This window comes from Aliivibrio kagoshimensis, assembly GCF_050337105.1.
GTDB lineage: Bacteria > Pseudomonadota > Gammaproteobacteria > Enterobacterales > Vibrionaceae > Aliivibrio_A > Aliivibrio_A kagoshimensis.
Map to the genome: position 1 here is coordinate 1 of NZ_JAKJSQ010000025.1, position 26,465 is coordinate 26,465.

Here is a 26,465-nt window from a genome sequence, read left to right on the forward strand (position 1 = left end):
TATTTGGTGCGCTTTGCGCCATTATATCCATTACCATTTTAACGTCATATTTGGTGCGCTTTGCGCCATTATATCCATTACCATTTTAACGTCATATATGAGTGTGAATCACTATATTAGTGACTACATCTTCAAGAGTGATACCAAAAACATCCATGCTCAGCTACAGCTGGTTAAAAACAACTTAATCACTGATCTTAATAATAAAATATTAATGGTAGAAAACATTAACTTTGGACTTCTAGAAGTAAAATCAATTCAAGAAAAAACACAATCCCATGAAGTGATGAAAGTCAGTTTTGGTATGGTGTTTGACCAGAATGGTGAAGTTGAAGATGCTACGCGTACTAAGAAGTATGTTGATCAGGTGGCCTCTGCGGGTGGCGTGATTAAATTAAGTGACGTCTACCTAGAAGGGGATAAGCCTCTTATCAGCATTACGGTACCCCGCTCAAATACTGAAGGTGATATCTTTGTTCTCGATTTAAGTATGATTCAACAACAGCTTAGCAGCTCTGCGGTTGAGGGCAGCTACGTTGAACTTATCTCTCCAAACCAAACGGTTCTGTTCTCTAATAAGTCATCAGGCGATTTGATTGAGCTCCCTGGTACATTTGAAGTGAGAGGAAAGCAGTGGCAATTGAATGGCTTTATCGATCAAGGTTTTATTCAAAAAAATACTAACAGTCTGAATAACGCGATTACCATTGCTCTGCTCATCTCGGCATTTGTGCTTATTCCATTAGGTATTTTCTTTATTAACATGGCATTTAAGCCTATCGCTACGTTACGAGATATTGTGACCGATCTGTCCCAAGGCGAGGGTGATTTAACTCGTCGTGTCGATGTTCAGAGTAATGATGATTTAGGAAAAATTGCCGCTAGTATTAACCAGTTCATTGATAACTTGCAGAACATGATGTTAGACGTTGATAAAGCGAATAAACAGATTGAATCTGAGAGTAATCAACTGAGTGAACAGACGAGCTCTAATCAGGCTTTATTGGTGGCACACTCAAATGAAACTGAACAGATTGTTACTGCAATCACAGAGATGAGTTCTACCGCTGACTCGGTGGCTGAAAGTGCAGCTTGTGCTGCTAAGTTGACCCAGCAAGCAACGGATGAAGCAGAAACGTCGAAAGGGGTCGTACAGCAAGCTGCAAACAGCGTATCTGCGCTAGTTAGTGAAGTAGATAGTATGTCTCTATCTATCTCAACCATGAGTAAAGATACTGAGCAAATTGGGTCGGTTCTAGAAGTGATTGGCGATATCGCAGGCCAAACTAACTTACTCGCTTTGAATGCGGCGATTGAAGCGGCCAGAGCGGGAGAGCAGGGTCGTGGCTTTGCAGTTGTTGCCGATGAAGTTAGAGCGTTAGCGGAGCGTACGCAACAGAGCACTTCTGAGATAAATGAGATGCTAGCGAAGCTTAGAGAAGGGAGTGGTAATGTCGTGAATGCGATGGAGACCACTAAAGTTAGCTGTCAAGATACGGTTGATAATAACAATCAAGTGATGGTGTCACTTGACTCAATGATTCAGTCAGTGGTTGAAGTGAACGATCTAACGGTACAGATAGCGACATCTGCAGAAGAGCAAAACTCAGTCACCGAAGAGATCGACCGCAATATGTTGGCGATTCAAGATATGATTTCTCAATTAAACAATAATGGTAGTGAGACGGTGAACAGTACCAAACAGCTAGCGGAGACAAGTGATAGCCTGCATGAAATTGTAGGTAGATTTAAATTGAGCTAATCAATATTTCTTTACACATATTTACTCGGGTTGACGCTGTATTACCTATAAAGTAGTAGTATTAAAGAGCATCCAAAACGGAGGATATATGATGAACATTAACGCTTATGTAATCATTGCTCTAACTACTACTTGTTTGTTGGCTGCTAATGTAGCAGTAGCAAAAAATGGGTTTCAGCAGAATAATAATATGCCAAACTTTGCTCAAATTGATAATAATAGTGACGAGATGATCGATGTGACTGAGTTTGATCTATTTCGTGAGCAGAGAATCAGCGAACGAAAGGCTGAAGGGCGTAGAATGAAAAATATGAATCAGAACACCATGTTTACAGTGATAGACAGTAATGGTGATGGAGTGATTAGCTCAGCAGAGTTTAATCAGCACCAGAAGAACAATCGTAAATTCTGGTAACTGCTTTCATGACATCGAATAAAATGGGAGTTATCTCCCATTTTTATTGTCTTCATTTGAAGTTAAACTCCATGAATATAATCATTAGTGAAGTTAAATTCACTATAAACGGTGTGACTTAAAAGGAGAAATTATGATATTTGGACATATAAACGACAGCAGCAGAGATCAACTTCTTAGCGGAGGTCTAGCCCGTAGTTTAGCGTTTTTACGTAATAATGATCTTTCGGAGCTTGAGGTAGGGCGTCATGAGATTGAAGGGGATAATATTTACGCCAATGTCATGGAGTTTGAAACGGGAGAGTCAAACAAAAAAATGGCGGAAGTGCATGAAGAGTATGTTGATGTGCAGTGCCTGATTTTTGGCGAAGAGAAAATTGAGTTTGCTCTGTACGATAAACGCAATCCTGTTGCTCAAGAGTATGATAAAGAAAATGATTACTACCTAGTTGAAAGCATGAGAAATCAGTGTGAATTGATACTAGAGCCGAATATGTTTGCGATCTTTTTTCCACAACAGCCGCATAAACCTGGCTGCATAGTCAGCTCCACGCAGGTGATCAAAAAGATAGTGATCAAAGTACATAAAACGGTGCTTTAACCCCTATTTCAAGTTCAATTTCTTCAGCTGTCGATAGAGTGTATTTCTGCTGATCCCCAGCTGTCGGGCGGTTTTGCTAATATTGCCTTGATTCTCTTTGAATGTGTTAACTAACTTTGTGGTTAGGGAGTGCTTTAACGTAATGGTCGCTTCCGGTTCATCGCCAACGAGATTGGAAGGTTCAACGTCAAGGAGTTGAGTCTTTAGATGGTCAGGCAGATCATCAATATCTAAGCTCTGTTTTTCATCGGCAAGCAGTGTGGTGACTTTCATTAAGTTATCGAGCTCTCGTAGATTACCAGGCCATCCATAGCGGGTTAAGGTCGCAAGTAAACGTGTTGAAAGTGTTTGGTGAGTAGGTGCATACTTACGGTGCAGTGAGGAGATCAACGCTTTTATGTCTCTTCGTTCTCGTAATGGCGGTAGGTTAATCGCCAATCCATTGAGACGGTAATAGAGATCTTGCCTAAATAGTCCTAGCTCAACCTGCTGTTGTAAATCTTTGTGGGTGGCAGCAATGATCTGAATATCCACATTGACGATACTGTTGCTCCCCACGGGAGCCACCTCTTTTTCCTGCAGAACTCGAAGTAGTCGACACTGCGCTGACAAGGGCATCTCCGCAATCTCATCCAGAAATAGAATACCGCCGTCGGCTTGTCGAATTTTCCCTAAGTAACCTTGTCGATTCGCACCGGTGAAGGCTCCTGCCGCATACCCAAACAGTTCAGACTCAAGCAGATCATGAGGCAGTGAGCCGCAGTTTACCGCCACTAATGGACTGTTTTTTCTCGCGCTACAACGGTGAAGTTGTTTGATGAACTCCTCCTTCCCTGTTCCCGTTTCACCAAAAACCAGTAGAGGGATCTCTTTATTGATCACTCTGCAAGCCTGTTGCCATACCTGTTCGACTCGGTTGTCACCCAAATGCAATGTTGATGACGAGAACAGGGTTCGTTTGGATCGGTTGAGTGGCTGACAAGTAAATATCAAGTCTTGGTTGTCAGTAAGCAGCGTGGTGGGTTGGTTCATCTCAGGTGGCCACTTCTTAGGTAAAAAAGGTTCAAAATTATTACCGATCATGCTGTTTTGATTGAGCAATTTTTTGGCCATTGGATTACAAGCAAGGACGTTGCCATTTTCGTTGGTGACAATGACTCCTTGCCAACCTGACTGTAATAAGTTTGGTGTAAGAGCTACGTCAAAACGGTAGCTGCCATGCGGGATGTGGTTCATCAAAGCCGCTTCTATCTGCTGCACCATCGATTGTACTAAGAGAGTTATCTGTTGAGTGTGTATTTGCTGTTCACTGGTAATGTCTAACACACCTAACAGTTCATTAGTAGCCGAATAGATAGGGCTAGCAGTACAACTTAAGAAGCGGTGTTGAGTGATGAAGTGTTGATTACCGATGATACTGGTCAGTTGTTGATTGTTAAGTGCTGTGCCTATTGCATTGGTACCTTTTTGCTCCTCTTGCCAACAGACACCGGATTCTAAAGCGATGTCAGTAAGTTTATGAGCAAAGTGCTCTTGTCCCCATGAGGCAAGGATCACCCCTTTGGTATCAGCAAGAATTAAGCGGCTGTGAGTTCGAGCCAAGGTTTGGTCGAAAAGAGGCAAGGCATACTGTTCTATTGCTTGAATGAGCAAAGTAGCGTCATGGCGGCGCTGTTTTAAATCAGAATTTGTTAGGCGAAAGTGCTCGGGGGTCACGCTCTCTTCAAGCCCGGCAAATCGACTGCGTTGCCATGAGGAGTCTAACCAAGAATTTTGTTCTTTGTCGATTTGTATATTCATTTTATCCCTGTTCCATATCGTTACACTTTGGGTGTACCAAAACGGAACAGATGAACAGTGTTGAACAGCTCCCTGATCCTGCGAAAGTAAAACCGCTATCCCTATTTTGGTTCACTAATCATAGTTTTACATTTCATTAACATCAAGTGTTTCTCTTTGGCCCGAGGTTTGCCTTAGTAGTGGTGACAGAAATACTTTAATCAACAAGGATATAGTTATGATTTATGCTCAACCTGGAACAGCAGATTCAATTGTTAACTTTAAATCTCAATATGAAAACTACATTGGTGGCCAATGGGTCGCGCCAGTCGATGGTGAATATTTTGATAACAGTTCACCAGTCAATGGCCAGACATTTTGCAAAATCCCGGCATCCAATGAAAAGGACATTAATCTCGCCCTTGATGCCGCGCACGCAGCAAGAGCAGCATGGGGGTCAACCTCTGTCACCGAACGCTCGAATACGTTGCTTAAGATAGCGGATCGTATTGAACAGAATATTGAAACCTTAGCCTTGGTTGAGACTTGGGATAACGGTAAAGGCATTCGAGAAACTCTGGCTGCGGATCTTCCTTTAGTGGTGGATCACTTTCGCTATTTTGCTGGCTGTTTGCGTTCGCAAGAGGGCAGTGCCGCTGAGCTAGATGCCAATACGGCAGCGTATCACTTTCCTGAACCCGTTGGTGTGGTTGGTCAAATAATCCCATGGAACTTCCCAATGTTGATGGCGGCGTGGAAATTAGCTCCGGCAATGGCCGCTGGTTGCTGTGTGGTGCTAAAACCTGCTGAACAGACACCAGCCTCAATTTTGGTGTTAATGGAAGTGATTGGCGATCTGATCCCACCGGGTGTCATTAATGTGGTTAATGGTTATGGTGCAGATGCGGGTCAAGCATTAGCCACCAGTAAACGAATTGCAAAGTTGGCGTTTACAGGATCAACTCAAGTCGGTCACCATATCTTAAAATGTGCCGCTGAGAACCTCATCCCATCGACAGTTGAGCTGGGAGGCAAATCCCCAAATGTCTACTTTAAAGACATTATGGATCATGAAGATGAATATCTAGATAAGTGTGTTGAAGGTATGTTGTTGGCTTTCTTTAACCAAGGAGAGGTATGTACTTGTCCTTCAAGGGTGCTGATCCACGAAGATATCTATGATGCCTTTATTGCTAAAGTGATTGAGAGAGCTAAAACGATCAAGCAAGGCAATCCACTGGATACCGATACTCAAGTTGGTGCTCAAGCGTCCAGCGAACAGTTTGATAAAATAATGGGTTACATGGAGGTGGGTAAACAAGAGGGCGCTGAACTGCTTATCGGCGGTGAAGTGGCAAAACCAGGAGGTGACCTAAACAGCGGCTTCTATGTCCAACCAACCATGTTTAAAGGTGACAATAAAATGAGGATCTTCCAAGAGGAGATTTTTGGTCCCGTGATTGCGGTGACGACCTTTAAAGATAACGATGAAGCGTTAGCCATTGCCAATGACACTGAGTTTGGACTGGGTGCTGGTGTATGGACTCGTGACAGCAATCTTGCTTATAAGGCATCACGAACCATTGAGGCGGGTCGTATTTGGGTCAACTGTTACCACGCGTACCCTGCACACGCAGCATTTGGTGGTTATAAGAAATCAGGTATTGGCCGAGAAACGCACAAGATGATGTTGGACCATTATCAAAATACCAAAAATGTCCTAGTGAGCTACGATATTAATCCATTGGGCTTCTTTTAACATTTAACGCTTAACGGCAGAGTAGGAGAGTTTTCGGACTCCCCTACTGCTGTCTCTTAAAGAGAGACTATCGCTTTACCTTTTAGTAGCTTTCTCACCCACATCCTACCAGGGTGCAGCGCTTCAATCACAGAGATCGGCATAGGAAGCGGATCGCCACAGATTTGTGACGCCAGCATTTCGCCAAGCAGAGGCGCTGAACTTAACCCTCGAGAGCCTAGCCCAACCAACGCGTATAACCCTTGATAAACCGGCACATTTTCTGCGCCGCTTTGGTTGTTCTGCAAATCACGGTACTGATCCACCAAATCGTCAAATCGACACACATTGCCCACAAAAGGCATATGATCACGACTGGCACAGCGAATGCTCACTCTTGCTTGATTGGTGGAGGTGTCCACATCGTGCACCCATTTGGCATCCGGTAGGCATTTTTCAAGTCGCTGTTGATTGTCTTGTTGGTCATGTTCGGATAACGTCAACGCGAGATCAAATCGGTCATAACTGGCGCCAATACAGTGATTCTGATTGTGTTTATTGGCGGGTGTTAGGTAGCCGTCATAACAGAGTACTGTTTTTATTTCTGACAATGCTTTCGTCGTTGCAATGTGGCTAACTTGACCGCGTACAGGAGTGCCTGGGATCTTTTTACTCTGCTCAAACTCGCCAATTTTGTGACCATTTGCCACGACAGCAACGGAGTGTGGATACGATGAACCATGGCTATCCTCTAAGATCCAGTGATTATCATGCTGGATCATCTTGGTAATATCGCAGTCGTAAACCACAGAAAAGTAATCCGACTGTTCTAGCTCTTTGAACAACCCTTGAGTCAGTTGTTGTGGGCATAACCAACCCCCGATTGGATAGTGAATACTACTAACGTTGCACTCTACCCCGGCGGTTTGGTTGGTTTGCTGTGGAGTGAGCGGAGTCACTAGATCGGAAGTGAATCCTTTATCGATGATTTTGTCGTTTTTTCGGGCAGACTTTTCATCCCAAGAGAGCTGAGTAACACCGCACCATTCATGATCAAACGCTATTTGATTAGCCGCTTGTTGATAGTAGTGCCTTGCGTAGACAAATGCAGGAGCAAAAAAGCGAGCCAATGAGTCTAGATTACCATGGAGAAGTGGATAGACTGCCCCCTGTTTATTCCCAGATGCGCCCATCGCAGCTTGACTGTCACAGCAGTAGAGTGTGACCCGTTTTTTTCGTCGAACCAGTGACTGAGCCAGAGTTGCACTGGCAATGCCCCCACCAATAATGGCAATGTCATCGATGTTTTCTGTGCGAGTTACTGCCAACCAAGGTGAGTGATTAGCGGTATGAGTGCGTGTGAGTAGCGTACCCGCAATCATTTCACGTTTGGTGCCGAACCCTTTGACTTTTTTCATGTCAAAGCCTGATTCTATGAGCCCTCGTCGCACAAAACCTGCGGCAGTAAACGTGGCGCAACTGCAATTCGCTTTGGAGAGTGATGCCATATTATTGAACAAATCCTGATTCCACATTTCCGGATTTTTACTCGGGGCAAAACCATCAAGAAACCAGGCATCAACGACACCAGAGTTATCCATCCAGATTTGTGGCATGCAATCTTTGATATCACCAAACCAAAGATCCAGAGTGACCAATCCTTCGTCTAAAATAATCCGTTGGCAATCGGCAACCGCGACGGGGTAGTTATCGCGCAACTCTTGGGCAAGTTCGGCGAGTTCAGGCCAATATTGATGAGCTTTCTCAAGATCTGTTTTAGTGACAGGAAATTTCTCAAAGCTGATGAAATGCAACTCTTGCAGAGGCGCATTAGGGTGTTCGTTTCGAAACTGTCTGAATTGTTGCCAAGCGGCTAAAAAATTTAGGCCGGTGCCAAATCCCGTCTCAGCAATGGTGAAGCGTCGTTGATCGTATTGAGGCCAGCGTTCAGGAAGGTGGTTTTGCTGAATGAAAACGTAGCGAGCCTCCTCTAATCCATTGGCGTTGGAGAAATAGACATCATCAAAATTATTTGAGACAGGCGTGCCGATATCATTCCAGTCTAAAATTGCGTTATTAATAGTGTGTTTAGACACATAAACCCCAATATTGAGTCAATTTTTAGTAAGATTTGGTCAGATTGTACCTAGATATTGGAAAGCTGACCACTTTCGGTGTATAAGTTCTGTATTATCTTAGTGGTCTATGAATATAGGAAAGTATCATGAAAAGAGCCGTTATTACGGGCATGGGGATCGTTTCTAGTATCGGTAACAATGCCGAAGAAGTACTCGAATCTCTAAAGGCAGGGAAGTCAGGAATTACCTATTCACAGCAGTTTGCAGACAAAGGTCTTCGCAGCAACGTGTGGGGTGATTTAAAAATGGACCCAATGGAACATATTGACCGCAAGATCAAACGTTTTATGGGCGATGCAGCTGCTTATGCTTACCTCTCAATGGAGCAGGCAATTGCTGATTCTGGTTTAACTGAAGATCAAGTGTCCAACGACCGTACTGGTATTGTTGCAGGTTCTGGTGGTGCATCTTCATTCAACCAGTATAACGCAGTGGCGACCTTAGAGAGCCGTGGCGTGAAGCGTGTTGGACCATACATGGTACCTCGTACTATGTCTTCAACAGTTTCTGCCTGTTTGGCAACCCCGTTTAAAATTCGCGGTGTGAACTACTCAATGAGTTCCGCTTGTGCCACGTCAGCTCACTGTATTGGCCATGCGATGGAGTTAATCCAACTTGGTAAACAAGATGTTGTTTTTGCTGGTGGTGGTGAAGAGCTCGATTGGACCCTAACCATGATGTTTGATGCGATGGGCGCACTTTCAACTAAGTATAATGATGATCCAAGCAAAGCGTCTCGTACCTATGATGCCGACCGTGATGGTTTTGTTATCTCTGGTGGTGGCGGCATGATGGTCATTGAAGAGCTTGAACACGCATTAGCTCGTGGCGCAAAAATCTACGGTGAAATTGTAGGTTACGGTGCTACTTCAGATGGTTATGACATGGTTGCCCCATCTGGTGAAGGCGCAGTGCGCTGTATGAAGATGGCAATGCAAGATGTTGATGGCGTGGATTATGTCAATACTCACGGCACATCAACACCTGTTGGTGATGTGAAAGAGTTAGGTGCGATTCAAGAGTTATTCTCTGAAAACTGCCCTGCAATCTCGGCAACAAAAGCGATGACGGGTCACTCTCTAGGTGCAGCAGGCGTTCACGAAGCTATCTATTCAACGCTGATGTTAGACAATAACTTTATCGCCCCAAGCATTAACGTTGAGACCCTAGATGAAGCGGGTAAAGGACTAGATATTGTCACAGAGATGCGTGAGCAAGAGTTGACAACGGTTATGTCAAACAGCTTCGGATTTGGTGGCACTAACGCAACATTGGTCATCAAGAAATACCAAGCATAATAAGCTTAATAAAAGTAAAACAGGCGCTTGATTCAAGCGCCTGTTTTTTTATGTCCGTTATTTTTAGGGTAATAGCCATTGAGTCTTTGTCGATTTAGAGATCACCCAACTGCTTATCAATGAGGCTGCCCCAGCCACAACGACCCACAACGGAATAACCCAACCAGGGTGGCCGTCATACCAACCGTAACTCTTCATTGGCCATAAAAATATTGGATGCAGCAGATAGATACCTAAGCTGTGTGTACTGACAAAACTCACTGCAGATTTTGCTTTTTCTGGCAGGGAGTCTGCAAAATAGCGACACAATGCAAACACCAACGCAGCGGCAAGCACCGTATTCAATGTTTTGTAGGATAACCAACGTTGGACTGTGTACCCTCCCGCATCAAGGCTTAACGTGATAACAGAGTAAACGGTAAGCCCCAAAGCAGCAGCGCCGGCGGTAACGATTACCCATGTTGATTTGGCCGTTAGCGGAATTTTTTGATAGAGCACATAACCCAAAAGTAGATAACCACTGTAGAGCCACAGATTCGAACTCCAAAAACCTTCGATACCTTTGAATAGGTAGATCAGTGTTGAAATAAACCATAACCCTAACAGTGCATAGAGTGCAAAGTCGTCATAGCGTCTTACCAACTGTTGGAAAAAAGGAATCACAAAATAGAGAGGTAAGAAGTAGTAGAAAAATCCTAGGTGGTAGTAGGTTTCGTGTTCAGGCATCGCTTTGAGTGTTGATACCGCGTGACTAGTACTAAAGCCCTCTGCGGAGAGTCCTGAAAAAAGAGCATAGAAACATGACCAGACTAAGAAGGGTATAAGTACTTTCCCAAAGCGTCGTTGAATGTAGTTTTTGGGGTCAAAAGGACGTTGATCACTTAACATTAATGCCCCAGTGATCAGAATAAACACTGGGACGGCCCAGCGACTAATACTGTTAATTGATACGGCAGTCGCCCATTGATCAAAGGGAATCTCACCATACAGGTGACGATAGGGCGCCAATACATGGATTGAAATAACGGCAACCGCTGCAACACAACGCATTAAATCGAAGAAAAATACTCTCTCTTTACTCATGATTACTCCAGTGGGTTGCCTCAGCTCATAATCTTTGTGTTTCGTGGGGCGCAGAGAGTATGATAGGAGCAATTAAGCCTTCTGTGAACATGAATTTACGTGGTAAGCCGATGAAAATTGTAATTGATGAAAATATGCCATATGCCTTAGAGTTATTCAGTCAAGTTGGTGATGTGGTGGTTAAGTCTGGTAGAGACTTAAACGCCAATGATCTGATTGATGTGGATGCACTGATGATTCGCTCTGTCACTAAGGTTAATGAAGCATTGCTAACTAAGGCAAATCGATTAGCATTTGTGGGAACGGCTACGGCGGGTATGGATCATGTAGACCAACGTCTGTTGCAGAAAAGGGGCATTTTTTTTACTGCCGCCCCAGGTTGCAATAAAGTAGGTGTCGCAGAATATGTGTTGAGCTGTGTCATGGTATTGGCGCAGCAACAGGGTTTTTCAATCTTTGATAAAACCGTCGGTATTGTAGGCGCAGGTCAAGTCGGTAGTTATTTGGCGCAATGTCTCGATGCTCTCAATATTTCCTATCTCCTTAATGACCCAATCAAACAGGGTGAAGGGGACCCACGTCAGTTTACTGAGCTATCAGAATTATTACACCAAGCGGATATTATTAGTCTGCATACTCCTATAACAAAAGATGGAGAGCATCCAACACACCACTTAATTGACCATATAGAGTTGAAAGAATTAAGGTCGAACCAAATTCTTATCAATGCAGCAAGAGGGGGAGTGGTAAATAATCAAGCATTGAAACAGCGGTTACAGCGATCAGATGGGTTTTGCGCCGTATTGGATGTGTTTGAGTTTGAACCTGACGTTGATCTAGAGCTACTGCCTCTGCTCTCCTTTGCTACCCCGCATATTGCAGGATATGGCCTTGAAGGGAAAGCTCGAGGAACCACGATGATATTCAATCGCTATTGCTCCTTTTTAAAGCGGCATGAAAGCGTCGAGGCTTCCAGTTTATTACCCATTGCGCCAATTCCCGAGGTTCGACTAAATGGCCCATGGGATGAAGCAGTGCTGCACAATTTGATTCAGTTGATTTATGATGTACGAAAAGATGACGCTCTCTTTCGTCGCCAAATTGGTGAGCAAGGTTCATTTGATGCAATGCGTAAAGCATATTGGAACCGAAGAGAGTATAGTGCAGTCACTGTTGTTGGTGGAGAGGAGAGTAACTTAACTCCGCTGGCAAATTTAGGATTTACAACCGAGGACACCCATGAGTCAAGAATTTGATATTGCCATACTCGGCGCAACTGGCGCTGTTGGCAGAACAATTATCGACGTTTTAGCCGAACGTAACTTCCCTGTTCGCAACTTATACCTATTGGCGAGTGAAAACAGCGAAGGGACCACAATTCGATTTAATGGAAAATCGGTACGAGTACAAAATGTGGAAGACTTTGATTGGACTCAAGTTCAAATTGCTATGTTTTCTGCGGGCAGCGCCTTATCAGAGCGTTGGGCGCCGATTGCCGCTGATGAAGGCGTGGTGATTATTGATAATACCTCATGCTTCCGCAACGACATTGATGTACCTCTGGTAGTGCCTGAAGTGAACCCAGAAGCGATTGCTGATTTTAGAAATCGTAATATCATCTCGAATCCGAATTGCTCAACCATTCAGATGTTAGTGGCTATTAAGCCGATTTATGATGCAGTAGGTATCGATCGTATTAATGTATCTACTTACCAATCAGTATCGGGATCTGGCAAAGCTGGCATTGATGAGTTAGCTGGTCAAACGGCTAAGTTGTTAAATGGGCTACCTGCTGAAAATAAGGCATATGATAAGCAAATAGCTTTTAACTGCCTGCCGCATATTGATGAGTTTATGGACAATGGCTACACCAGAGAAGAGATGAAGATGGTGTGGGAAACCCAGAAGATATTAGCTGACCAATCGGTAACGGTTAACCCTACTTGTGTACGTGTTCCCGTTTTTTACGGTCATGCTGAAGCGGTTCACATTGAGACCAGTGCGCCAATTGATGCTGAAGAAGTGGTTCGTTTGTTAGAAGCGTCTGAAGGCATTGAAGTATTCCATAACAATGAATACCCAACTCAAGTGGAAGATGCAACCGGAAAAGATCACGTGATGGTGTCACGAATTCGTCAAGACATCAGTCATCCAACCGGAATAAATATGTGGGTAGTTGCAGATAACGTGCGAAAAGGAGCAGCCACTAACACAGTACAGATTGCCGAAGTACTGATTAGAGATTACTTTTGATTTCTAGCACATAAATCAAAAAAACGCTCTAAGTAATTCTTAGAGCGTTTTTTTTATTGATTACATTACACATTTTTGAATCAAAGCTACAGTATTGTGCTCATTATCCGATATAGTTTAAAGATCACCATTTTATTTGCAGATAGAGGCATCACTAGTGTCTAACGTTTTAAAGTACATCCGTCGAGCGCTTACTCCGATTGTCATGGTCATGGCAACTCAGACCTTAGCGGCATCGATAAAAATTGTAGGCCCTGATGGCGAACAAAAAGCAGAACAACCCACTTCTCCCACACAAGTCGTTAATCCAGCTCGAGTTACTCCCTCTACAGTCTCGAGTGGAATTCAAGCCACTACACGAGTATATGGGCCAACCTCAACAACCGATACCTTGTGGTCCATTGCTACTAGGCTTAGACCGTCAGCGAACACCAGTGTTCAGCAGACCGTATTGGCTATTTATAAACTGAACCCACAAGCCTTTGACGATAATAATATTCATAGCTTGAACTCAAACAGCACACTGAGAATCCCAACCCTAGCTCAAGTTCGAAATGAGAGCCAAGCAACAGCAGTAAGAGTGCTAAGAGAACACCAAGCACTGTTAGATCAAGCGAATGCCCCTGTGGTTGTGGCGACCCCTGTGCCTGTCACTCCAACCATAGTGGAGCGTGCCGCACCTGAATCTGTTGCCCCTGTGGTTAAACCTAAAGACGTAACACCTATCACCCCTCCTACTGTCGATAAGTCAACGGTCAGTGATGATGACTTAGTTGCGCTGAAGAAAGAATTAGAGAGCAATGAGGTTGAATATTCAGCATTAGAAGAGAGCAATCATGCTCTGAGATTGAAATTAGCCAATGTTCAATACGAAGTTGAAGCATTAAAAGACGCTATTAGCGATGACGATAGGATTCGAGATGAAGTTCAAAAGTTCATTGAAGAGCAAAAACTAGCATTAAAAGAAGAAGAACAACCTGTCGAAACTAGTCTTATCGATAGCATTGCGGATTCTCCAACAATGGTTGCAGCATTAGCTCTTATTCCGGGCTCAATGATTGCAGGACTTATTGCTTTCTTACTGTTCCGACGTAAAAAGCAAGTGGTTGAAGACGAACCAGAGCAACAGACAGTTGTTGAAGATGAACCTATCATCAATATGGATGACGATATCCCTGAGTTGACGCTTTCTGATGACGATGATGATCTCGATATTGATTTAGAGAGTGAAGGCGAAGCGGAAGAGTTTGAATTTGACCCTAATGCCGCATTTGGTGATGACAGTGACGATCCATTTGCTTCAACAGAAGAAGCTGCGTTTGATGATAGTACTCTAGAAGATGAAGACCCGTTTGCTGCTGTTGTTGATGACGCGTTGGCAGAAGAGTTACTCAGTGAAGAGACAGAAGTGACCTCTAATAATTTCTCTGTCGATGCCGGTGTTAAAGCGCTTGGTTTAGAAGAGATGGAGAGAGCGCTGGATGAAATTGACTCAGGCTTGGATACAGATGATGACACGGATGAAGACTTCGATCTTTCGCTCTCCTCAATTGAGGGAATAGACGATGAAAGTGGAATCGATCTTTCTGGCGAAGGTGAAGATGACGCCCTGAGTATCGACCTTTCAGGAGAGGGCGAATCAGAGAGCATTGATCTTTCTGGGGGAGAAGAGAATGATGCAAGTATCTCTCTCGACGATGAAAGCAGTGACATCGAGTGGGATACCCCAGAATCTGAAGAGGATACGTTTTCGCTTGAAGCAACCGATGAAGTTGAAGTCAACAGTGATGATTTAGATTTTGATACTCTTCTAGGCAGTGAGCAAGACTCTCCTGTTCGTTCAGAGAGCGAGAGTACAGAGTTTGATTTAGACAGCGACATTCATGATGACCTCTTTGCTTCAGCATTCACTGAAACCAGTGAGTCGAGTGAAGAAGATAGCTTCGAATTATCTGCAGACAGCACGAAGTTGCTTGATGAGGTTGTGGAGCAATCGAATGAAGAGAATAGTGATAGCGATCTGTTTGAAATTGATCAACAAAATACAGAATTACTTGATGAGCTATTGGCTGAGAACGGCGATGAAAGTAACAAACAAGAGCCAGAGTTTGAAATTGAAGCAGAGAGTACTGAGTTATTAGATGAGCTGTTGGCTGATACTCAAGTGAGTGACAGTGAAGCAGAAGCGCTTAATATTGAACAGCAAAGCGATGACGATACGTTCGAGATTGATGAGCAAAGCACTGACCTATTGGATGAGCTGCTAGCTGAACCCGTAGAGAATGACAGCGAATCAGAAGCACTTAATATTGAAACACAAAGTGATGACGATACGTTCGAGATTGATGAGCAAAGCACTGACCTATTGGATGAGCTGCTAGCGGAACCCGAAGAGAGTGACAGTGAGTCAGATCTGCTTAATCTTGAAGCACAAAGTGATGAAGAGGCGTTAAACCTTGACGAGCAGAGCACTGAACTGCTGGACGAATTGTTAGCGGAACCCGAAGAGAGTGACAGTGAGTCAGATCTGCTTAATCTTGAAGCACAAAGTGATGAAGAGACGGTAGACGTTGACGAGCAGAGCACTGGTCTGCTGGACGAATTGTTAGCGGAATCCGAAGAGAGTGACAGTGAAGCTGATCTACTTAACCTTGAAGCTGAGAGTGCCGAAGAGACAGTAGACGTTGACGAGCAGAGCACTGATCTGCTGGACGAATTGTTAACTGAACCACAAGAGAGCGACAGTGCGTTAGAGACCTCTTCTCTACAAGACACTGTTTCAGAGAGTTCACTTGGAATCGATGAGCAGAGCGCAGAGTTACTCGACGAGTTGTTAACGGATGATGTTGAAAGTGAAAGTGATGAGGTCGCCACATTACAAGAGGTGATTGAAGAGAGTGAAAGTGAGCCTCAAGCTGAACCTGCTCAATTGAATGAAGACCAACCAAGAGATGAAGATTGGTTAGTCGATGCTGACGAAGAGGTAATAGAAGCGGAAGAAGCATCAATGGATGGACTCTCCGTTGATGAAGCGCTTGCCGAGCTGGAAGACGATCAGGATATTGAGGATAGAACGCAACTGTTCAATGAACTTGATTTCCCTGTTTACGGTGAAGATGAAGCGCTTGCTGATGCACAAATCGACTCTGACCTTGTATCAAGTGAAGAACCAGAAGTGAAAAGCGATCAGCCTTTTGTTATTTCAGATTCCGAATTGGGTCAGTTTGGTGAAGAAGAAGCGAAATCCGACGTTGGTTTAACCGCTAGTGATGTGGGTGACGATTGGAGTGGTTTTAAATTTCAATCAGAGAACGTGACTGATGATGGTCATGAGATCCCTGCGGATGAGAGTGGTGCTTGGGGGACTGAGCCGACTCCAGAGCCAGAGATTGAGCAAGAAGATTGGTCTAATCAACCCGAATTTGAAAACTCGGTACAAGATGAAAGTAAATTCATTAGTATCGATACCTTAATTGCTCAGAGTGAATCAGGCGAATTAAAAGAGGTTGATGAACAGAGAGACCTTAATGTCGGGCTTAATGAGTTCCCAGATGTGATCGGGGACGTTGATGATTTTGATGTAGACATTGATAAAGAGTCACAGAGTAAATTAGATCTTGCAAAGGCGTATCTTGAGATGAGTGATAGCGACGGTGCTCGTGAACTATTGGAAGATGTGTTGAGTAGCAGCGATGAGAAGCTCAAAACAGAAGCGACACTTTTATTAAAAATGATCGCTAAATAGTGTGAATGCTTAAATAAAAAGGTGCTATGAACGGCACCTTTTTTTATAATGGTTGTCAACGAACAAGTAGAGTAGTGAATCAATGATGCGCATTGCCTTAGGCATAGAGTACGACGGTACTAATTATTATGGCTGGCAACGTCAAAAAGACGTTGTTAGTGTGCAAGAGAAGCTGGAAAACGCGCTGTCAATTGTCGCAAATCATCCGGTAGATGTTCAATGTGCTGGTCGAACCGATTCCGGTGTCCATGGTACTGGTCAGGTCGTACATTTTGATACAACGGCTGTTCGTAAAGTTGCCGCTTGGACGATGGGCGTGAATGCCAATTTACCGAAAGATATTGCCGTACGTTGGTCCAAACCTGTCGATGACTCGTTTAATGCCCGTTTCAGTGCCACAGCAAGACGTTACCGTTACATTATCTATAATCATGCATTACGCCCTGCTATTTTAGGTAACGGCGTGAGCCATTATCATGAAGCGTTAGATGCGAATAAAATGCACCAGGCTGGGCAATACTTACTTGGAGAGAATGATTTCTCTTCTTTTAGAGCAGCTCACTGTCAGTCGCGAACTCCATGGCGTAATATGATGCACCTCAATGTCGCTCAATTTGGTGGCTTTATTGTGATTGATGTTAAGGCCAATGCGTTTGTCCACCATATGGTCCGTAATATCGCGGGAAGCTTGATCAGTGTGGGCAAAGGTGATCAAAAACCAGAATGGATTAAATGGCTGTTAGAAGCTCGTGATCGCAGTTTAGCGTCGGCCACAGCAAAGGCTGACGGTTTGTATTTAATTGATGTGGACTACCCCGAAGAGTTAGGCTTTCCTGATGTACCCAAAGGGCCGTTATTCTTGCCTGATGATTTACTGAATGTAGAGTAATAATTCGGCGAATGTCATAAATTAAAATAGGTACAACCAGTTTTTTATCTACAGATTACTTATATTGTGGTTTAATCCTCAATCTTATGAATAATTTATCCTCTGCTGTTGTTGCGGGGGAATCAAACAAAAGGTCTTCCATGAGTTGGCTTGAGAAAATATTAAATAAAAGTAACATCGTAAACACCCGTAAAGCGTCGATTCCTGAAGGTGTTTGGACAAAATGTACAGCCTGTGATCAGGTTCTATATCAAGTAGAACTAGAACGTAACATGAATGTATGTCCAAAATGTGACCATCATATGCGTATGATGGCTCGTAAACGTCTTGAGAGCTTTTTAGATGCAGAAGGTCGTGAAGAGATCGGAACTGAACTTGAACCGAAAGATTTATTAAAGTTTAGAGACTCTAAAAAGTATAAAGATCGTATTACTGCGGCCCAAAAATCAAGTGGTGAAACAGACGCTCTGGTTGTCATGAAAGGCAACTTATTGGAGATGCCAGTAGTCGCTTGTGCGTTTGAGTTTAAGTTCATGGGCGGTTCAATGGGTTCGGTTGTTGGCGCACGTTTTGTTCGAGCTGTTGATGCGGCGATTGAGAATAACTGTGCGTTGATCTGTTTTTCAGCCAGTGGCGGCGCTCGTATGCAAGAAGCTCTGATGTCGTTAATGCAGATGGCAAAAACCAGTGCTGCGTTAGAGCGACTTTCTCAAAAAGGGCTTCCATTCTTCTCTGTATTGACTGACCCAACAATGGGCGGTGTTTCAGCAAGCTTGGCGATGCTAGGAGACATTAATATTGGTGAACCACGTGCACTAATTGGTTTTGCTGGTCAACGTGTTATAGAGCAAACTGTGCGTGAAAAACTACCAGAAGGCTTCCAGCGTAGTGAGTTTTTACTTGAGCACGGCGCAATCGATATGATTGTTGATCGTAGAGAGATGCGTCAACGTATTGGAGGGTTAATTGCTAAAATGACCAATCAAACTTCTCCGTTAGTTGTTTCTGTTGATGGCCCTGATGCACAATAACTAAGTAGTATAGATGTCACAACTTATTACACCACAAGCCACTTCGCCTCTTGCGACGTGGCTTGCTTATTTAGAACAGCTGCACTCAAGCAGTATCGATCTTGGCTTAGAACGTGCTGAACGTGTTGCTAGGCGTGCTGGATTAACCAAACCCGCTCCCTGCGTGATTACTGTTGCAGGCACTAATGGAAAAGGTTCAACGTGCGCGTTGATGGAGTCAATTCTATTAGATGCCGGCTATAAAGTAGGCGTCTATAGTTCTCCCCATCTGATTAAATATAATGAACGTGTTCGTATTAATGGCGTTGACGCCAGTGATGAAGAGCACAGCAAGGCTTTTTTTGAGATTGAGTCTCAACGAGAAGACGTTACGCTGAGTCTGTTCGAATTCGGTACTTTAGCGGCACTCTATCAGTTTAAGCAACAGCAAGTTGATGTCGTTCTACTTGAGGTTGGCCTTGGTGGCCGCCTTGATGCGACTAACGTTGTTGACCATGATGTTTCTGTTATTACGAGTTTGGCGGTCGATCATGTTGATTGGCTTGGCGACGACATTAATGTGATTGGATTTGAGAAAGCGGGTATCTTTCGCAGTGGAAAACCGGCTATCTGTGGTCAGCCGAACCCCCCAGCAACGGTATCTGCTCATGCCGATGACATTGGTGCCGAGTTTCATCAAGTTGGCTACCAGTTTCAATACCAACAAGGTGATGAAAGCTGGCAATGGAGCTGTGGTGCTTTTGAGCTGACTGAGCTACCGATCCCGTCACTGCCAATGCCTAATGCAGCAACTGCACTTATGGCTTTAGGCTGTTCAGGGTTAGCATTGAGTGATGAGAACATAGTGAATGGTTTGAGAAGTGCACGGCTACCGGGTCGAATGCAACGAATAAACGATAAGCCTTTGATTATATTGGATGTCGCACATAATCCTCACTCTGCTGAATATCTTATTAATCAGTTAACCTCTCACTATCCGAACAAGAGACTACATGCAGTGGTCGGTATGTTGCATGATAAAGACATACCGTCGACATTGGCACCTTTTCAATCGTTAGTTGATTCATGGTACCTCGCTTCATTAGAGGGACCAAGAGCAGCAACGGCGAGTGAATTAGAGCCCTATGTCTCAACTACTGTTAGCAGTTACCTAGAGCCTATCAGTGCATTTGAATCTGCGCTAGCGCAGGCAGGAACCGATGATTTGGTTCTTGTGTTTGGTTCTTTTCATACAGTTGGACAAGTATGGGATTACTGGCAACACAGTCATATTAGGAGTGTAAATGGCAAGTAAATTTCAGAGCCGTTTAGTCGGAACCATTATTGTGGTTGCAATAGGCATTATTGTATTGCCTGATGTCTTCGATGGTAAGAAACAACGCTTTCAAGAAGAGTTTGCCAGCATCCCAATTAAACCCGAAGCGCTTCCTGAAACGGAGATCGCTGATATTGTTGAGCCGGTTGAGTTCTCCGTTGAACTGCCGAGTGAACCTGTTACCGTCACTGTCGATGAGAACGATACGACAGTAGTGACAGAGAATAAGGTGGAGTCAAAAAATGAGTATGATAAAAATGCTTGGGTGATTCAATTGGCCACCTTCAGCAATCTGGATAATGCGAAAAACTTAGTTAAGAAGTTAAGGAAAGAGGGTTTTCAAGCCCACATATATCCAAAACAGCCTAAAGAGGGGGAGTTCTCTCGAGTGGTTGTAGGCCCCAATATTTCCAAAGAGCAACTTGAACAGCAAATGGCTAAAATTGAAAAGAAATTCAAGTTAAAAGGCCAAATGTTGAAATTTAATCCACTAAATCCTTAAACAAACGTTTGCGTAGCTCTATTTTCTGGTAAACTGCGCGCCAACTGAGATGTAATAGATAACATGATTTGGATCGACTTTGTAATTTTAGGCATCATTTGTCTCTCCGCACTGATTAGTTTGGTACGTGGTTTTGTAAAAGAAGCGCTCTCTTTAGTGATATGGTTTGGTGCTTTTTTTATCGCCAGTAATTTTTACCCTAAGCTTGCGGTTTACTTTACCAATATCCATGATGAGATGATTCGAAATGGCAGTGCTATCGCTGCACTGTTTGTAGCAACACTTATCGTTGGTGCATTGGTCAACTATGTTATCGGTCAATTGGTACATAAAACAGGCCTATCAGGAACGGACCGTGTGTTAGGCATTGTTTTTGGCGGCTTACGCGGAGTATTGATCGTTGCCGCCGTCCTGTTTTTTATCGATGCATTTACAACTCTATCTGATTCACAGTGGTGGAAACAGTCTCAATTAATTCCTAACTTTAGAGTGATTATTGAGTGGTTTTTCACTTACATAAAAGAGACATCAAGCTTCTTACCTGGTATCTAACGATACCAGTATTGTTGACAATCGAGGGTTAAAATACATGTGTGGTATTGTTGGAATCGTGGGTGCAACACCAGTAAATCAGTCTATTTATGATGCCCTGACTGTTTTACAACATCGTGGCCAAGATGCTGCGGGTATTGTTACCATAGAAAGCAATCGTTTTCGTTTGCGAAAAGCGAACGGATTGGTGAAAGATGTGTTTGAAGCAAAACACATGCAACGACTTCAAGGAAATGTTGGTATTGGCCATGTACGATACCCAACAGCGGGAAGCTCAAGCGCTTCTGAAGCGCAGCCTTTCTATGTGAATTCACCTTTTGGTATTACGTTGGCACACAACGGTAATTTAACCAATGCTAATGAAATCCGTAAGAATTTATTTGAGCAAGATCGCCGTCATTTGAACACCACGTCTGATTCTGAAGTGTTGCTTAATGTGTTGGCTCGTCAAATAGATTTAACAGAGCACTATCCACTGACTTCCGTCGACATTTTTGATGCCGTTAAAAATGTGCACTCATTAGTGAAAGGTGCTTACGCTGTTGCCGCTATGATTATCGATCACGGCATGGTGGCGTTTCGTGATCCTAATGGCATTCGTCCACTCTGCTTAGGCAAGCGCGAAACGGCTGAACGTACCGAATATATGGTCGCTTCTGAGTCGGTTGCTTTAGATGCAGTGGGGTTTGACTTTGTTAGAGATGTCGCACCAGGCGAAGCCATTTATGTTACGTTTGAGGGTGAGCTGTTTACTCAGCAGTGTGCTGAAAATCCGACATTAAACCCATGTATTTTTGAGTTTGTCTACTTTGCACGCCCTGACTCTTTTCTTGATAAAATTTCTGTCTACAGCGCTCGTTTAGAAATGGGTAAAAAACTGGGTGATAAAATCAAGCGTGAGTGGGATGATCTCGACATAGATGTTGTCATCCCTATTCCTGAAACCTCATGTGATATTGCTTTAGAAATTGCACAGATTATTGATAAACCCTATCGCCAAGGATTTGTTAAAAACCGTTATGTTGGCCGTACGTTTATTATGCCGGGTCAGCAAGAGCGTAAAAAATCGGTTCGTCGCAAGCTGAATGCGATTCGAAGTGAGTTTAAGGGCAAAAATGTCCTGTTGGTCGATGACTCCATCGTTCGAGGCACAACCTCTGAGCAGATTATTCAGATGGCTCGTGACTCAGGTGCTAACAATGTTTACATGGTCTCAGCTGCTCCCGAAGTTCGCTTCCCGAACGTGTACGGTATTGACATGCCGAGTGCCAATGAGCTAATCGCCCATGGCCGCGAAGTGGACGAAATCTGTAAAATTATCGGTGCGGATGAGTTGATTTTTCAGGATTTGGAAGACTTAGTTGATGCCGTCCGAGCGGGTAATTCAGACATTAAAGAGTTTGAAACCTCCGTGTTTAACGCACATTATGTGACAAAAGATGTCGACCAAGCCTATCTAGAGTACCTTGAAAGCCTGCGTGGTGATGACGCAAAAACTCAGTTGGAACTTCAGGATCTTGCTAATTTAGAGATCCACAACGAAGGGGCGTAATTCTCTCAACGGTTTGATGGTTTAATCTAAAAAATAGAAAGCCAGAGTAAGATACTCTGGCTTTGTTACATATGGACAGCAAGGAGTGCTGATTGAAGCAATATCTACCCGCTTATATTGAACTGTTTACCAAAATGACCAGTGCAATCTTTACCTTAATGTTAGGCAAGTTACTGTTTGATCATACTGGCAGTTTGTGGGCGTTTGCGACGGCGTTTGGTAGTGAGTTTCTCATTGTTTCTGGCATGCAGTATTATGCCAGTAGAGCGTCAGATACCTTCTCTCCAATTAAAATTTTGCTACTGTGTAACTTCTTTTCCATCGCCATTTTTACCCTATTTGTATTTACTTATGAGTATGAGCCAACAGTAACCTTGCTGTTAGGTGCGTTAACTATTTTTGTTAGCCGGCCCTTTTATCGAAGTGCATTGTATGTGTTTGTTCGAAATAGTGTGGATAAAAAAGATCTTGCTAGAGTAAACAGTCGAATCAGTGCAGGCTCACAGCTTGGCCACATTATTGGACTCTCATTTACGGGTTTTGTATTAGCGACCTATTCGGTTATCTACCTATTTGAGCTGATCACCGTCATTTTTATACTCTGCTTTATACTGATTAAATGGGCTGACCTAGACAGTGATCTGCAAAGTGAGAAGGCGTACAGCAACACTAACCTGAATACCAGTTGGCGTGAGTTTTTTACCTATTGCAACCATCATAAAGCCTTCACGACTCGCCTTATGAGTAGCTTCTCCATTGCGATTTCTCTGGGGGCATTCTATGTGTTATTGACCCCTACAGTCAGTGCGAAATTTGGTGGTGACTCGAGTTGGCAGTCCATTTTGGGAACGAGTTATGCGTTAGGGGTCATTGCTGGTGGTGTAATGGGCAAATTTTATCAGAAGCAGGTGCAGCGAATCTGCTCCGATAATATGATGTATGTTAATCAAATTATCGCAACAGCGGTTTTTTTCTGTTATGGCTATTTTGACTCATTAGGTGCTATGCCTGCGCTATTGCTCTGTTTTGGTGTCAGCTCTTCATTATCTGCGATTCGATTGTCGACATTTTTGCAGTATAGCGTTACTGAGGATATTGCGGGTCGAACCTCCGCCGTTCAAAATGTCATGCTGGCACTGGGTAACGTAGTTATTGCCTATTTTATTGCTTATATGCATGATATCTCGTTTCAATATGCAGCGATTGGGGTCTCCTGTTTTAGCGCCTTGATGTTATTCATTAATTTTCTGCTCTATAGACGTTACCCTATGCCTGACCGGTTTATTGACTCATAAAATCGATAAATAGTCTTACCTTTTCCGGCTGATGCGCTTTGTGGTTATAGATTAAATAAACGGCTCTTGGGTTGGCAGACCAATCATTTAATACTCTAACCAAAGTACCATTTTCAATGTAGTTGTGAATCATGATATTAGGCATGAGGGTGATCCCTAAACCGTCAGCACAAGCATGACGAACTACATTTAACTCGCTGGCTTCAAAGCGTGCCGCATCATTGATAGTTACGCTTTCACCTTGCTGATTATTGAGTACCCACTTTATCAATGGGCGGCCTTTAAGTAGGTTATGTTTGTGGAGATCATTGGCGTGCGTTAAAGGAGCTGAATGGGCTAAGTAGTGTGGACTAGCCACTAGAATATCTTCTAATGAGCCTACTTTTTTTGCGATTAAACTTGAGTCTCTTTGTGGTCCAATTCTAAAAATGAGATCCCATTCAGTTGGGTCTAATAGCTCAGGTTGGCTGCTCATGAAGAGTTCGATATTGATGTCTGGATAGTGCAGCATGAATTGGTTAAGAATTGGCTGTAACATCATTTTCGTCAGATTCGCGGGCGCAGCAATTTTTAGCTTACCAGCAGCACCTTTGCACTCATCACTGATCTGTTCACTGGCATCGATTAACGCTTTTAAAATAGGGCCACATGCGTCATGAAACTTTTGGCCAGATTCAGTGAGAGAGAGTTTTCTGGCATGTCGATTTAATAAGCGAATCTCCAATGATTCCTCAAGGGCTTGAATACGACGAGTGATCGTTGCGACAGGGACCGATGTTTTGCGTGAGGCAGAAGTAAAGCTGCCATATTTAACGACAAGACGGAAAAGGTTAAGATCATCTAATTTCATAGAGTGTTTTGACATGTCTATTTTTAGCCATATTTTTATATAAAGATGGTTAGGATGCTTAAGTCTATATTTACTTATAAAAAGTGTGTTGTTTCACATCAAAAGTTTAGTGACTCCTTGGTGAAATCGAGTGTTCTCGGGTTGCTGAGAAGACAAAATAGGACTACTTTTAATAGTATTGTACATAATAAATAAGTTGTTGTTCGTTGGAACGAGAGAGGAGATATGTCAATTAAACAAGAACATATTCGTGATGATAACGCCATAAAACCGTCAACCTTTTCTCAAGATGTTGAGCTTTCCCTGTCAAAAAAAGAAGTTCTTATCGTAGATGATGATCCCGTTTTTAGAACATTAGTTTCTAATTGTTTGGAAAAATTCTCATGTCGAGTGAGAGTTGCTGAAAATGGTTTAGAAGGTCTTAAATCACTGCGTGAAGGTATCCCAGACATCTTGTTGTGTGACCTCTCAATGCCAGTGATGTCCGGCGGAGAGTTTGTTGAAGAGGTGAGTCAACAATACCCTATGCTGCCAATGATTGTTGTTTCAGGTACGGGTGACATGAAAGATGTGGCTAAAATGCTGCGATATGGTGTGAAAGATTTTTTAGTAAAGCCGTTAGACAGTTTAACCACGCTCATCTCATCACTCACCTCTGCCTTGAAAGACGCAGATTCAACCGATTATATGGTTCGAGACTTTTCGGGGCAGTGGTTTAAAACCGATGACTCTGAAGAGCAACCGGAAGACCAAGAGTTACAATGGCATCTACAACAGCTAAAAGAGAATCCGAATGCAGCACGTGAGTTGTTGGTCGGCCTATTACCAGAGCGAGACTCTAATTGTGGATCTTGGTGGTTAAACTACCGTGTTTTGCAGTCAACCGATGAACTTCCTATTGTGTTTGATTACTCATGGCTGATTGATGGTCGCTTGGTATTCTATATTTTAGACTCTGCAACGGGTGGGGAGAACAGTGTTGGCACCTCGTTATTAGTGAGAGCTTTCTTTGACGACTATATTCGTAACACCGAAGCCAATGAGAATAATCTCGAGCATTTAGTCGCCCGTATTGAGCGAGGGATGAGTCATTCAGGCTATGCCGATGCGATTGAAGGGTTATTTGGTATCATAAATGTCGCCGATCAGGAGATTGATATCTTACCGGTTGGGCTTTCTGCAATTTGGCAGCCAGGCGCTACAACCAATAATCTCTCATCTATGAGTATACCGGTATTGAACAAACTGGGAAAGAACAGCCAAAAAAACCAACTATATACGTTTAATCTTACTCAATATAATGGCACACTTCATTTGCACAAAATTGGTTCAAGCAGCTTCAGTTGTACCATAAAAAGAGTATTAAAATAGTTGTTTTAACGTGTAGTTAACGATTTTTCATTAAGTTAGCTAAAAACCTTACATTTTGTCGGTTTTTGTTTCTAAATTTTTCCTATATATTCCTCTCTCTTTTAAAGTTGCACCTGTATTAGGGATGAGTGAATAATGGAACATGGAACCACAGAGCAAGAGTTTAAAGACCCGTACAATATATTCTATTTCATTGGATTGTTGGTTGCCTTAGTGCCTGCGACGATAGTAGCAAGTCTGACCATGTATAAAGTGTTATCAGGTGGTCATTTTTAACCAAACTTGATAAGAGGGAG

At 43.3% G+C, this 26,465-nt stretch carries 21 protein-coding genes; 17 read left to right on the plus strand and 4 right to left on the minus strand.

All coding sequences use genetic code 11. The features are described 5' to 3' along the window. The first annotated feature begins 1 nt into the window (after window position 1). The 3 genes from L4C32_RS10085 to nanQ all read left to right on the plus strand — a co-directional run bounded on the left by L4C32_RS10085 (window position 2) and on the right by nanQ (window position 2,778). Window positions 2-1,762: a methyl-accepting chemotaxis protein gene (locus tag L4C32_RS10085; RefSeq protein ID WP_428196752.1), complete on the plus strand. Its 1,761-nt coding sequence runs from the start codon at window positions 2-4 to the stop codon at window positions 1,760-1,762. Window positions 1,763-1,850: 88 nt separating this feature from the next. Then, complete coding sequence (locus L4C32_RS10090) at window positions 1,851-2,177, plus strand: EF-hand domain-containing protein (RefSeq protein ID WP_428196753.1); 327 nt, start codon at window positions 1,851-1,853, stop codon at window positions 2,175-2,177. A 133-nt stretch (window positions 2,178-2,310) separates the two neighbouring features. Further along, on the plus strand, window positions 2,311-2,778 hold the full coding sequence (gene nanQ / locus L4C32_RS10095) for an N-acetylneuraminate anomerase (RefSeq protein ID WP_428196754.1): 468 nt from the start codon (window positions 2,311-2,313) through the stop codon (window positions 2,776-2,778). Between the two features lie 3 nt (window positions 2,779-2,781). Here nanQ and L4C32_RS10100 read toward each other — a convergent pair whose 3' ends face one another. Further along, on the minus strand, window positions 2,782-4,578 hold the full coding sequence (locus tag L4C32_RS10100) for a sigma-54-dependent Fis family transcriptional regulator (RefSeq protein WP_428196755.1): 1,797 nt from the start codon (window positions 4,576-4,578) through the stop codon (window positions 2,782-2,784). Between the two features lie 217 nt (window positions 4,579-4,795). Between L4C32_RS10100 and exaC the strand changes: the two genes are divergently transcribed. Beyond that, entirely contained in the window at window positions 4,796-6,316 is a 1,521-nt protein-coding gene (gene exaC, locus L4C32_RS10105) for an acetaldehyde dehydrogenase ExaC (RefSeq protein WP_428196756.1), read from the plus strand. Window positions 6,317-6,372: 56 nt separating this feature from the next. Here exaC and mnmC read toward each other — a convergent pair whose 3' ends face one another. Continuing rightward, window positions 6,373-8,391 carry a bifunctional tRNA (5-methylaminomethyl-2-thiouridine)(34)-methyltransferase MnmC2/FAD-dependent 5-carboxymethylaminomethyl-2-thiouridine(34) oxidoreductase MnmC1 gene (gene mnmC / locus L4C32_RS10110; RefSeq protein WP_428196757.1) on the minus strand — a complete coding sequence of 673 codons (2,019 nt, stop codon included), beginning with the start codon at window positions 8,389-8,391 and terminating at the stop codon, window positions 6,373-6,375. A 128-nt stretch (window positions 8,392-8,519) separates the two neighbouring features. Between mnmC and fabB the strand changes: the two genes are divergently transcribed. Next, window positions 8,520-9,731 carry a beta-ketoacyl-ACP synthase I gene (gene fabB, locus L4C32_RS10115; RefSeq protein ID WP_428196758.1) on the plus strand — a complete coding sequence of 404 codons (1,212 nt, stop codon included), beginning with the start codon at window positions 8,520-8,522 and terminating at the stop codon, window positions 9,729-9,731. Window positions 9,732-9,794: 63 nt separating this feature from the next. Here fabB and L4C32_RS10120 read toward each other — a convergent pair whose 3' ends face one another. Continuing rightward, window positions 9,795-10,814 (minus strand): acyltransferase, encoded by a 1,020-nt coding sequence (locus L4C32_RS10120; RefSeq protein WP_428196759.1) that lies wholly within the window; start codon window positions 10,812-10,814, stop codon window positions 9,795-9,797. Window positions 10,815-10,924: 110 nt separating this feature from the next. On the opposite strand from L4C32_RS10120, the gene L4C32_RS10125 reads away from it, so the two are divergent. The 10 genes from L4C32_RS10125 (at window position 10,925) to L4C32_RS10170 (ending at window position 23,948) form a co-directional block, all read left to right on the plus strand. Next, window positions 10,925-12,070, plus strand: a complete 1,146-nt coding sequence (locus L4C32_RS10125) for a 4-phosphoerythronate dehydrogenase (protein ID WP_428196793.1) — start codon at window positions 10,925-10,927, stop codon at window positions 12,068-12,070. Then, a complete protein-coding gene (locus L4C32_RS10130; protein ID WP_428196760.1) occupies window positions 12,054-13,067 on the plus strand; it encodes an aspartate-semialdehyde dehydrogenase in 1,014 nt (337 codons plus the stop codon). The genes L4C32_RS10125 and L4C32_RS10130 overlap by 17 nt, the downstream gene beginning before the upstream one ends. 157 nt (window positions 13,068-13,224) lie before the next feature. Then, window positions 13,225-16,812 (plus strand): FimV/HubP family polar landmark protein, encoded by a 3,588-nt coding sequence (locus tag L4C32_RS10135; RefSeq protein WP_428196761.1) that lies wholly within the window; start codon window positions 13,225-13,227, stop codon window positions 16,810-16,812. A gap of 85 nt (window positions 16,813-16,897) precedes the next feature. Next, window positions 16,898-17,701: a tRNA pseudouridine(38-40) synthase TruA gene (truA, locus tag L4C32_RS10140; RefSeq protein ID WP_428196794.1), complete on the plus strand. Its 804-nt coding sequence runs from the start codon at window positions 16,898-16,900 to the stop codon at window positions 17,699-17,701. Between the two features lie 140 nt (window positions 17,702-17,841). Then, complete coding sequence (gene accD / locus L4C32_RS10145; RefSeq protein WP_428196762.1) at window positions 17,842-18,732, plus strand: acetyl-CoA carboxylase, carboxyltransferase subunit beta; 891 nt, start codon at window positions 17,842-17,844, stop codon at window positions 18,730-18,732. A 13-nt stretch (window positions 18,733-18,745) separates the two neighbouring features. After that, window positions 18,746-20,026, plus strand: a complete 1,281-nt coding sequence (gene folC, locus L4C32_RS10150) for a bifunctional tetrahydrofolate synthase/dihydrofolate synthase (protein ID WP_428196763.1) — start codon at window positions 18,746-18,748, stop codon at window positions 20,024-20,026. After that, window positions 20,016-20,549 (plus strand): SPOR domain-containing protein, encoded by a 534-nt coding sequence (locus tag L4C32_RS10155; RefSeq protein ID WP_428196764.1) that lies wholly within the window; start codon window positions 20,016-20,018, stop codon window positions 20,547-20,549. Before folC ends, L4C32_RS10155 begins: the two co-directional genes overlap by 11 nt. Window positions 20,550-20,612: 63 nt before the next feature. Next, window positions 20,613-21,101 (plus strand): CvpA family protein, encoded by a 489-nt coding sequence (locus L4C32_RS10160; RefSeq protein ID WP_428196765.1) that lies wholly within the window; start codon window positions 20,613-20,615, stop codon window positions 21,099-21,101. Between the two features lie 37 nt (window positions 21,102-21,138). Next, on the plus strand, window positions 21,139-22,653 hold the full coding sequence (gene purF, locus L4C32_RS10165; RefSeq protein WP_428196766.1) for an amidophosphoribosyltransferase: 1,515 nt from the start codon (window positions 21,139-21,141) through the stop codon (window positions 22,651-22,653). 92 nt (window positions 22,654-22,745) lie between these two features. Further along, window positions 22,746-23,948, plus strand: a complete 1,203-nt coding sequence (locus tag L4C32_RS10170; RefSeq protein ID WP_428196767.1) for an MFS transporter — start codon at window positions 22,746-22,748, stop codon at window positions 23,946-23,948. On the opposite strand, the gene L4C32_RS10175 is transcribed toward L4C32_RS10170, so the two are convergent. Further along, window positions 23,935-24,798 (minus strand): LysR family transcriptional regulator, encoded by an 864-nt coding sequence (locus L4C32_RS10175; protein WP_428196795.1) that lies wholly within the window; start codon window positions 24,796-24,798, stop codon window positions 23,935-23,937. The two genes, L4C32_RS10170 and L4C32_RS10175, sit on opposite strands and share 14 nt — an antisense overlap. 225 nt (window positions 24,799-25,023) lie before the next feature. Here L4C32_RS10175 and L4C32_RS10180 point away from each other — a divergent pair, with 225 nt between their 5' ends. Both L4C32_RS10180 and L4C32_RS10185 read left to right on the plus strand, forming a co-directional pair. Further along, window positions 25,024-26,169 (plus strand): response regulator, encoded by a 1,146-nt coding sequence (locus L4C32_RS10180; RefSeq protein ID WP_428196768.1) that lies wholly within the window; start codon window positions 25,024-25,026, stop codon window positions 26,167-26,169. A 135-nt stretch (window positions 26,170-26,304) separates the two neighbouring features. Beyond that, window positions 26,305-26,445 carry a hypothetical protein gene (locus tag L4C32_RS10185; RefSeq protein ID WP_428196769.1) on the plus strand — a complete coding sequence of 47 codons (141 nt, stop codon included), beginning with the start codon at window positions 26,305-26,307 and terminating at the stop codon, window positions 26,443-26,445. The last annotated feature ends 20 nt before the right edge of the window (window positions 26,446-26,465 follow it).

Coding starts and splice junctions, on each gene's coding strand:
- nanQ (WP_428196754.1), top strand. CDS start 2,311: ATGATATTTGGACATATAAACGACAGCAGCAGAGATCAACTTCTTAGC.
- L4C32_RS10175 (WP_428196795.1), bottom strand. CDS start 24,798: ATGAAATTAGATGATCTTAACCTTTTCCGTCTTGTCGTTAAATATGGC.
- L4C32_RS10155 (WP_428196764.1), top strand. CDS start 20,016: ATGGCAAGTAAATTTCAGAGCCGTTTAGTCGGAACCATTATTGTGGTT.
- L4C32_RS10185 (WP_428196769.1), top strand. CDS start 26,305: ATGGAACATGGAACCACAGAGCAAGAGTTTAAAGACCCGTACAATATA.
- L4C32_RS10125 (WP_428196793.1), top strand. CDS start 10,925: ATGAAAATTGTAATTGATGAAAATATGCCATATGCCTTAGAGTTATTC.
- L4C32_RS10100 (WP_428196755.1), bottom strand. CDS start 4,578: ATGAATATACAAATCGACAAAGAACAAAATTCTTGGTTAGACTCCTCA.
- L4C32_RS10180 (WP_428196768.1), top strand. CDS start 25,024: ATGTCAATTAAACAAGAACATATTCGTGATGATAACGCCATAAAACCG.
- folC (WP_428196763.1), top strand. CDS start 18,746: ATGTCACAACTTATTACACCACAAGCCACTTCGCCTCTTGCGACGTGG.
- accD (WP_428196762.1), top strand. CDS start 17,842: ATGAGTTGGCTTGAGAAAATATTAAATAAAAGTAACATCGTAAACACC.
- fabB (WP_428196758.1), top strand. CDS start 8,520: ATGAAAAGAGCCGTTATTACGGGCATGGGGATCGTTTCTAGTATCGGT.
- purF (WP_428196766.1), top strand. CDS start 21,139: ATGTGTGGTATTGTTGGAATCGTGGGTGCAACACCAGTAAATCAGTCT.
- exaC (WP_428196756.1), top strand. CDS start 4,796: ATGATTTATGCTCAACCTGGAACAGCAGATTCAATTGTTAACTTTAAA.
- truA (WP_428196794.1), top strand. CDS start 16,898: ATGCGCATTGCCTTAGGCATAGAGTACGACGGTACTAATTATTATGGC.
- L4C32_RS10130 (WP_428196760.1), top strand. CDS start 12,054: ATGAGTCAAGAATTTGATATTGCCATACTCGGCGCAACTGGCGCTGTT.
- L4C32_RS10090 (WP_428196753.1), top strand. CDS start 1,851: ATGATGAACATTAACGCTTATGTAATCATTGCTCTAACTACTACTTGT.
- L4C32_RS10160 (WP_428196765.1), top strand. CDS start 20,613: ATGATTTGGATCGACTTTGTAATTTTAGGCATCATTTGTCTCTCCGCA.
- L4C32_RS10120 (WP_428196759.1), bottom strand. CDS start 10,814: ATGAGTAAAGAGAGAGTATTTTTCTTCGATTTAATGCGTTGTGTTGCA.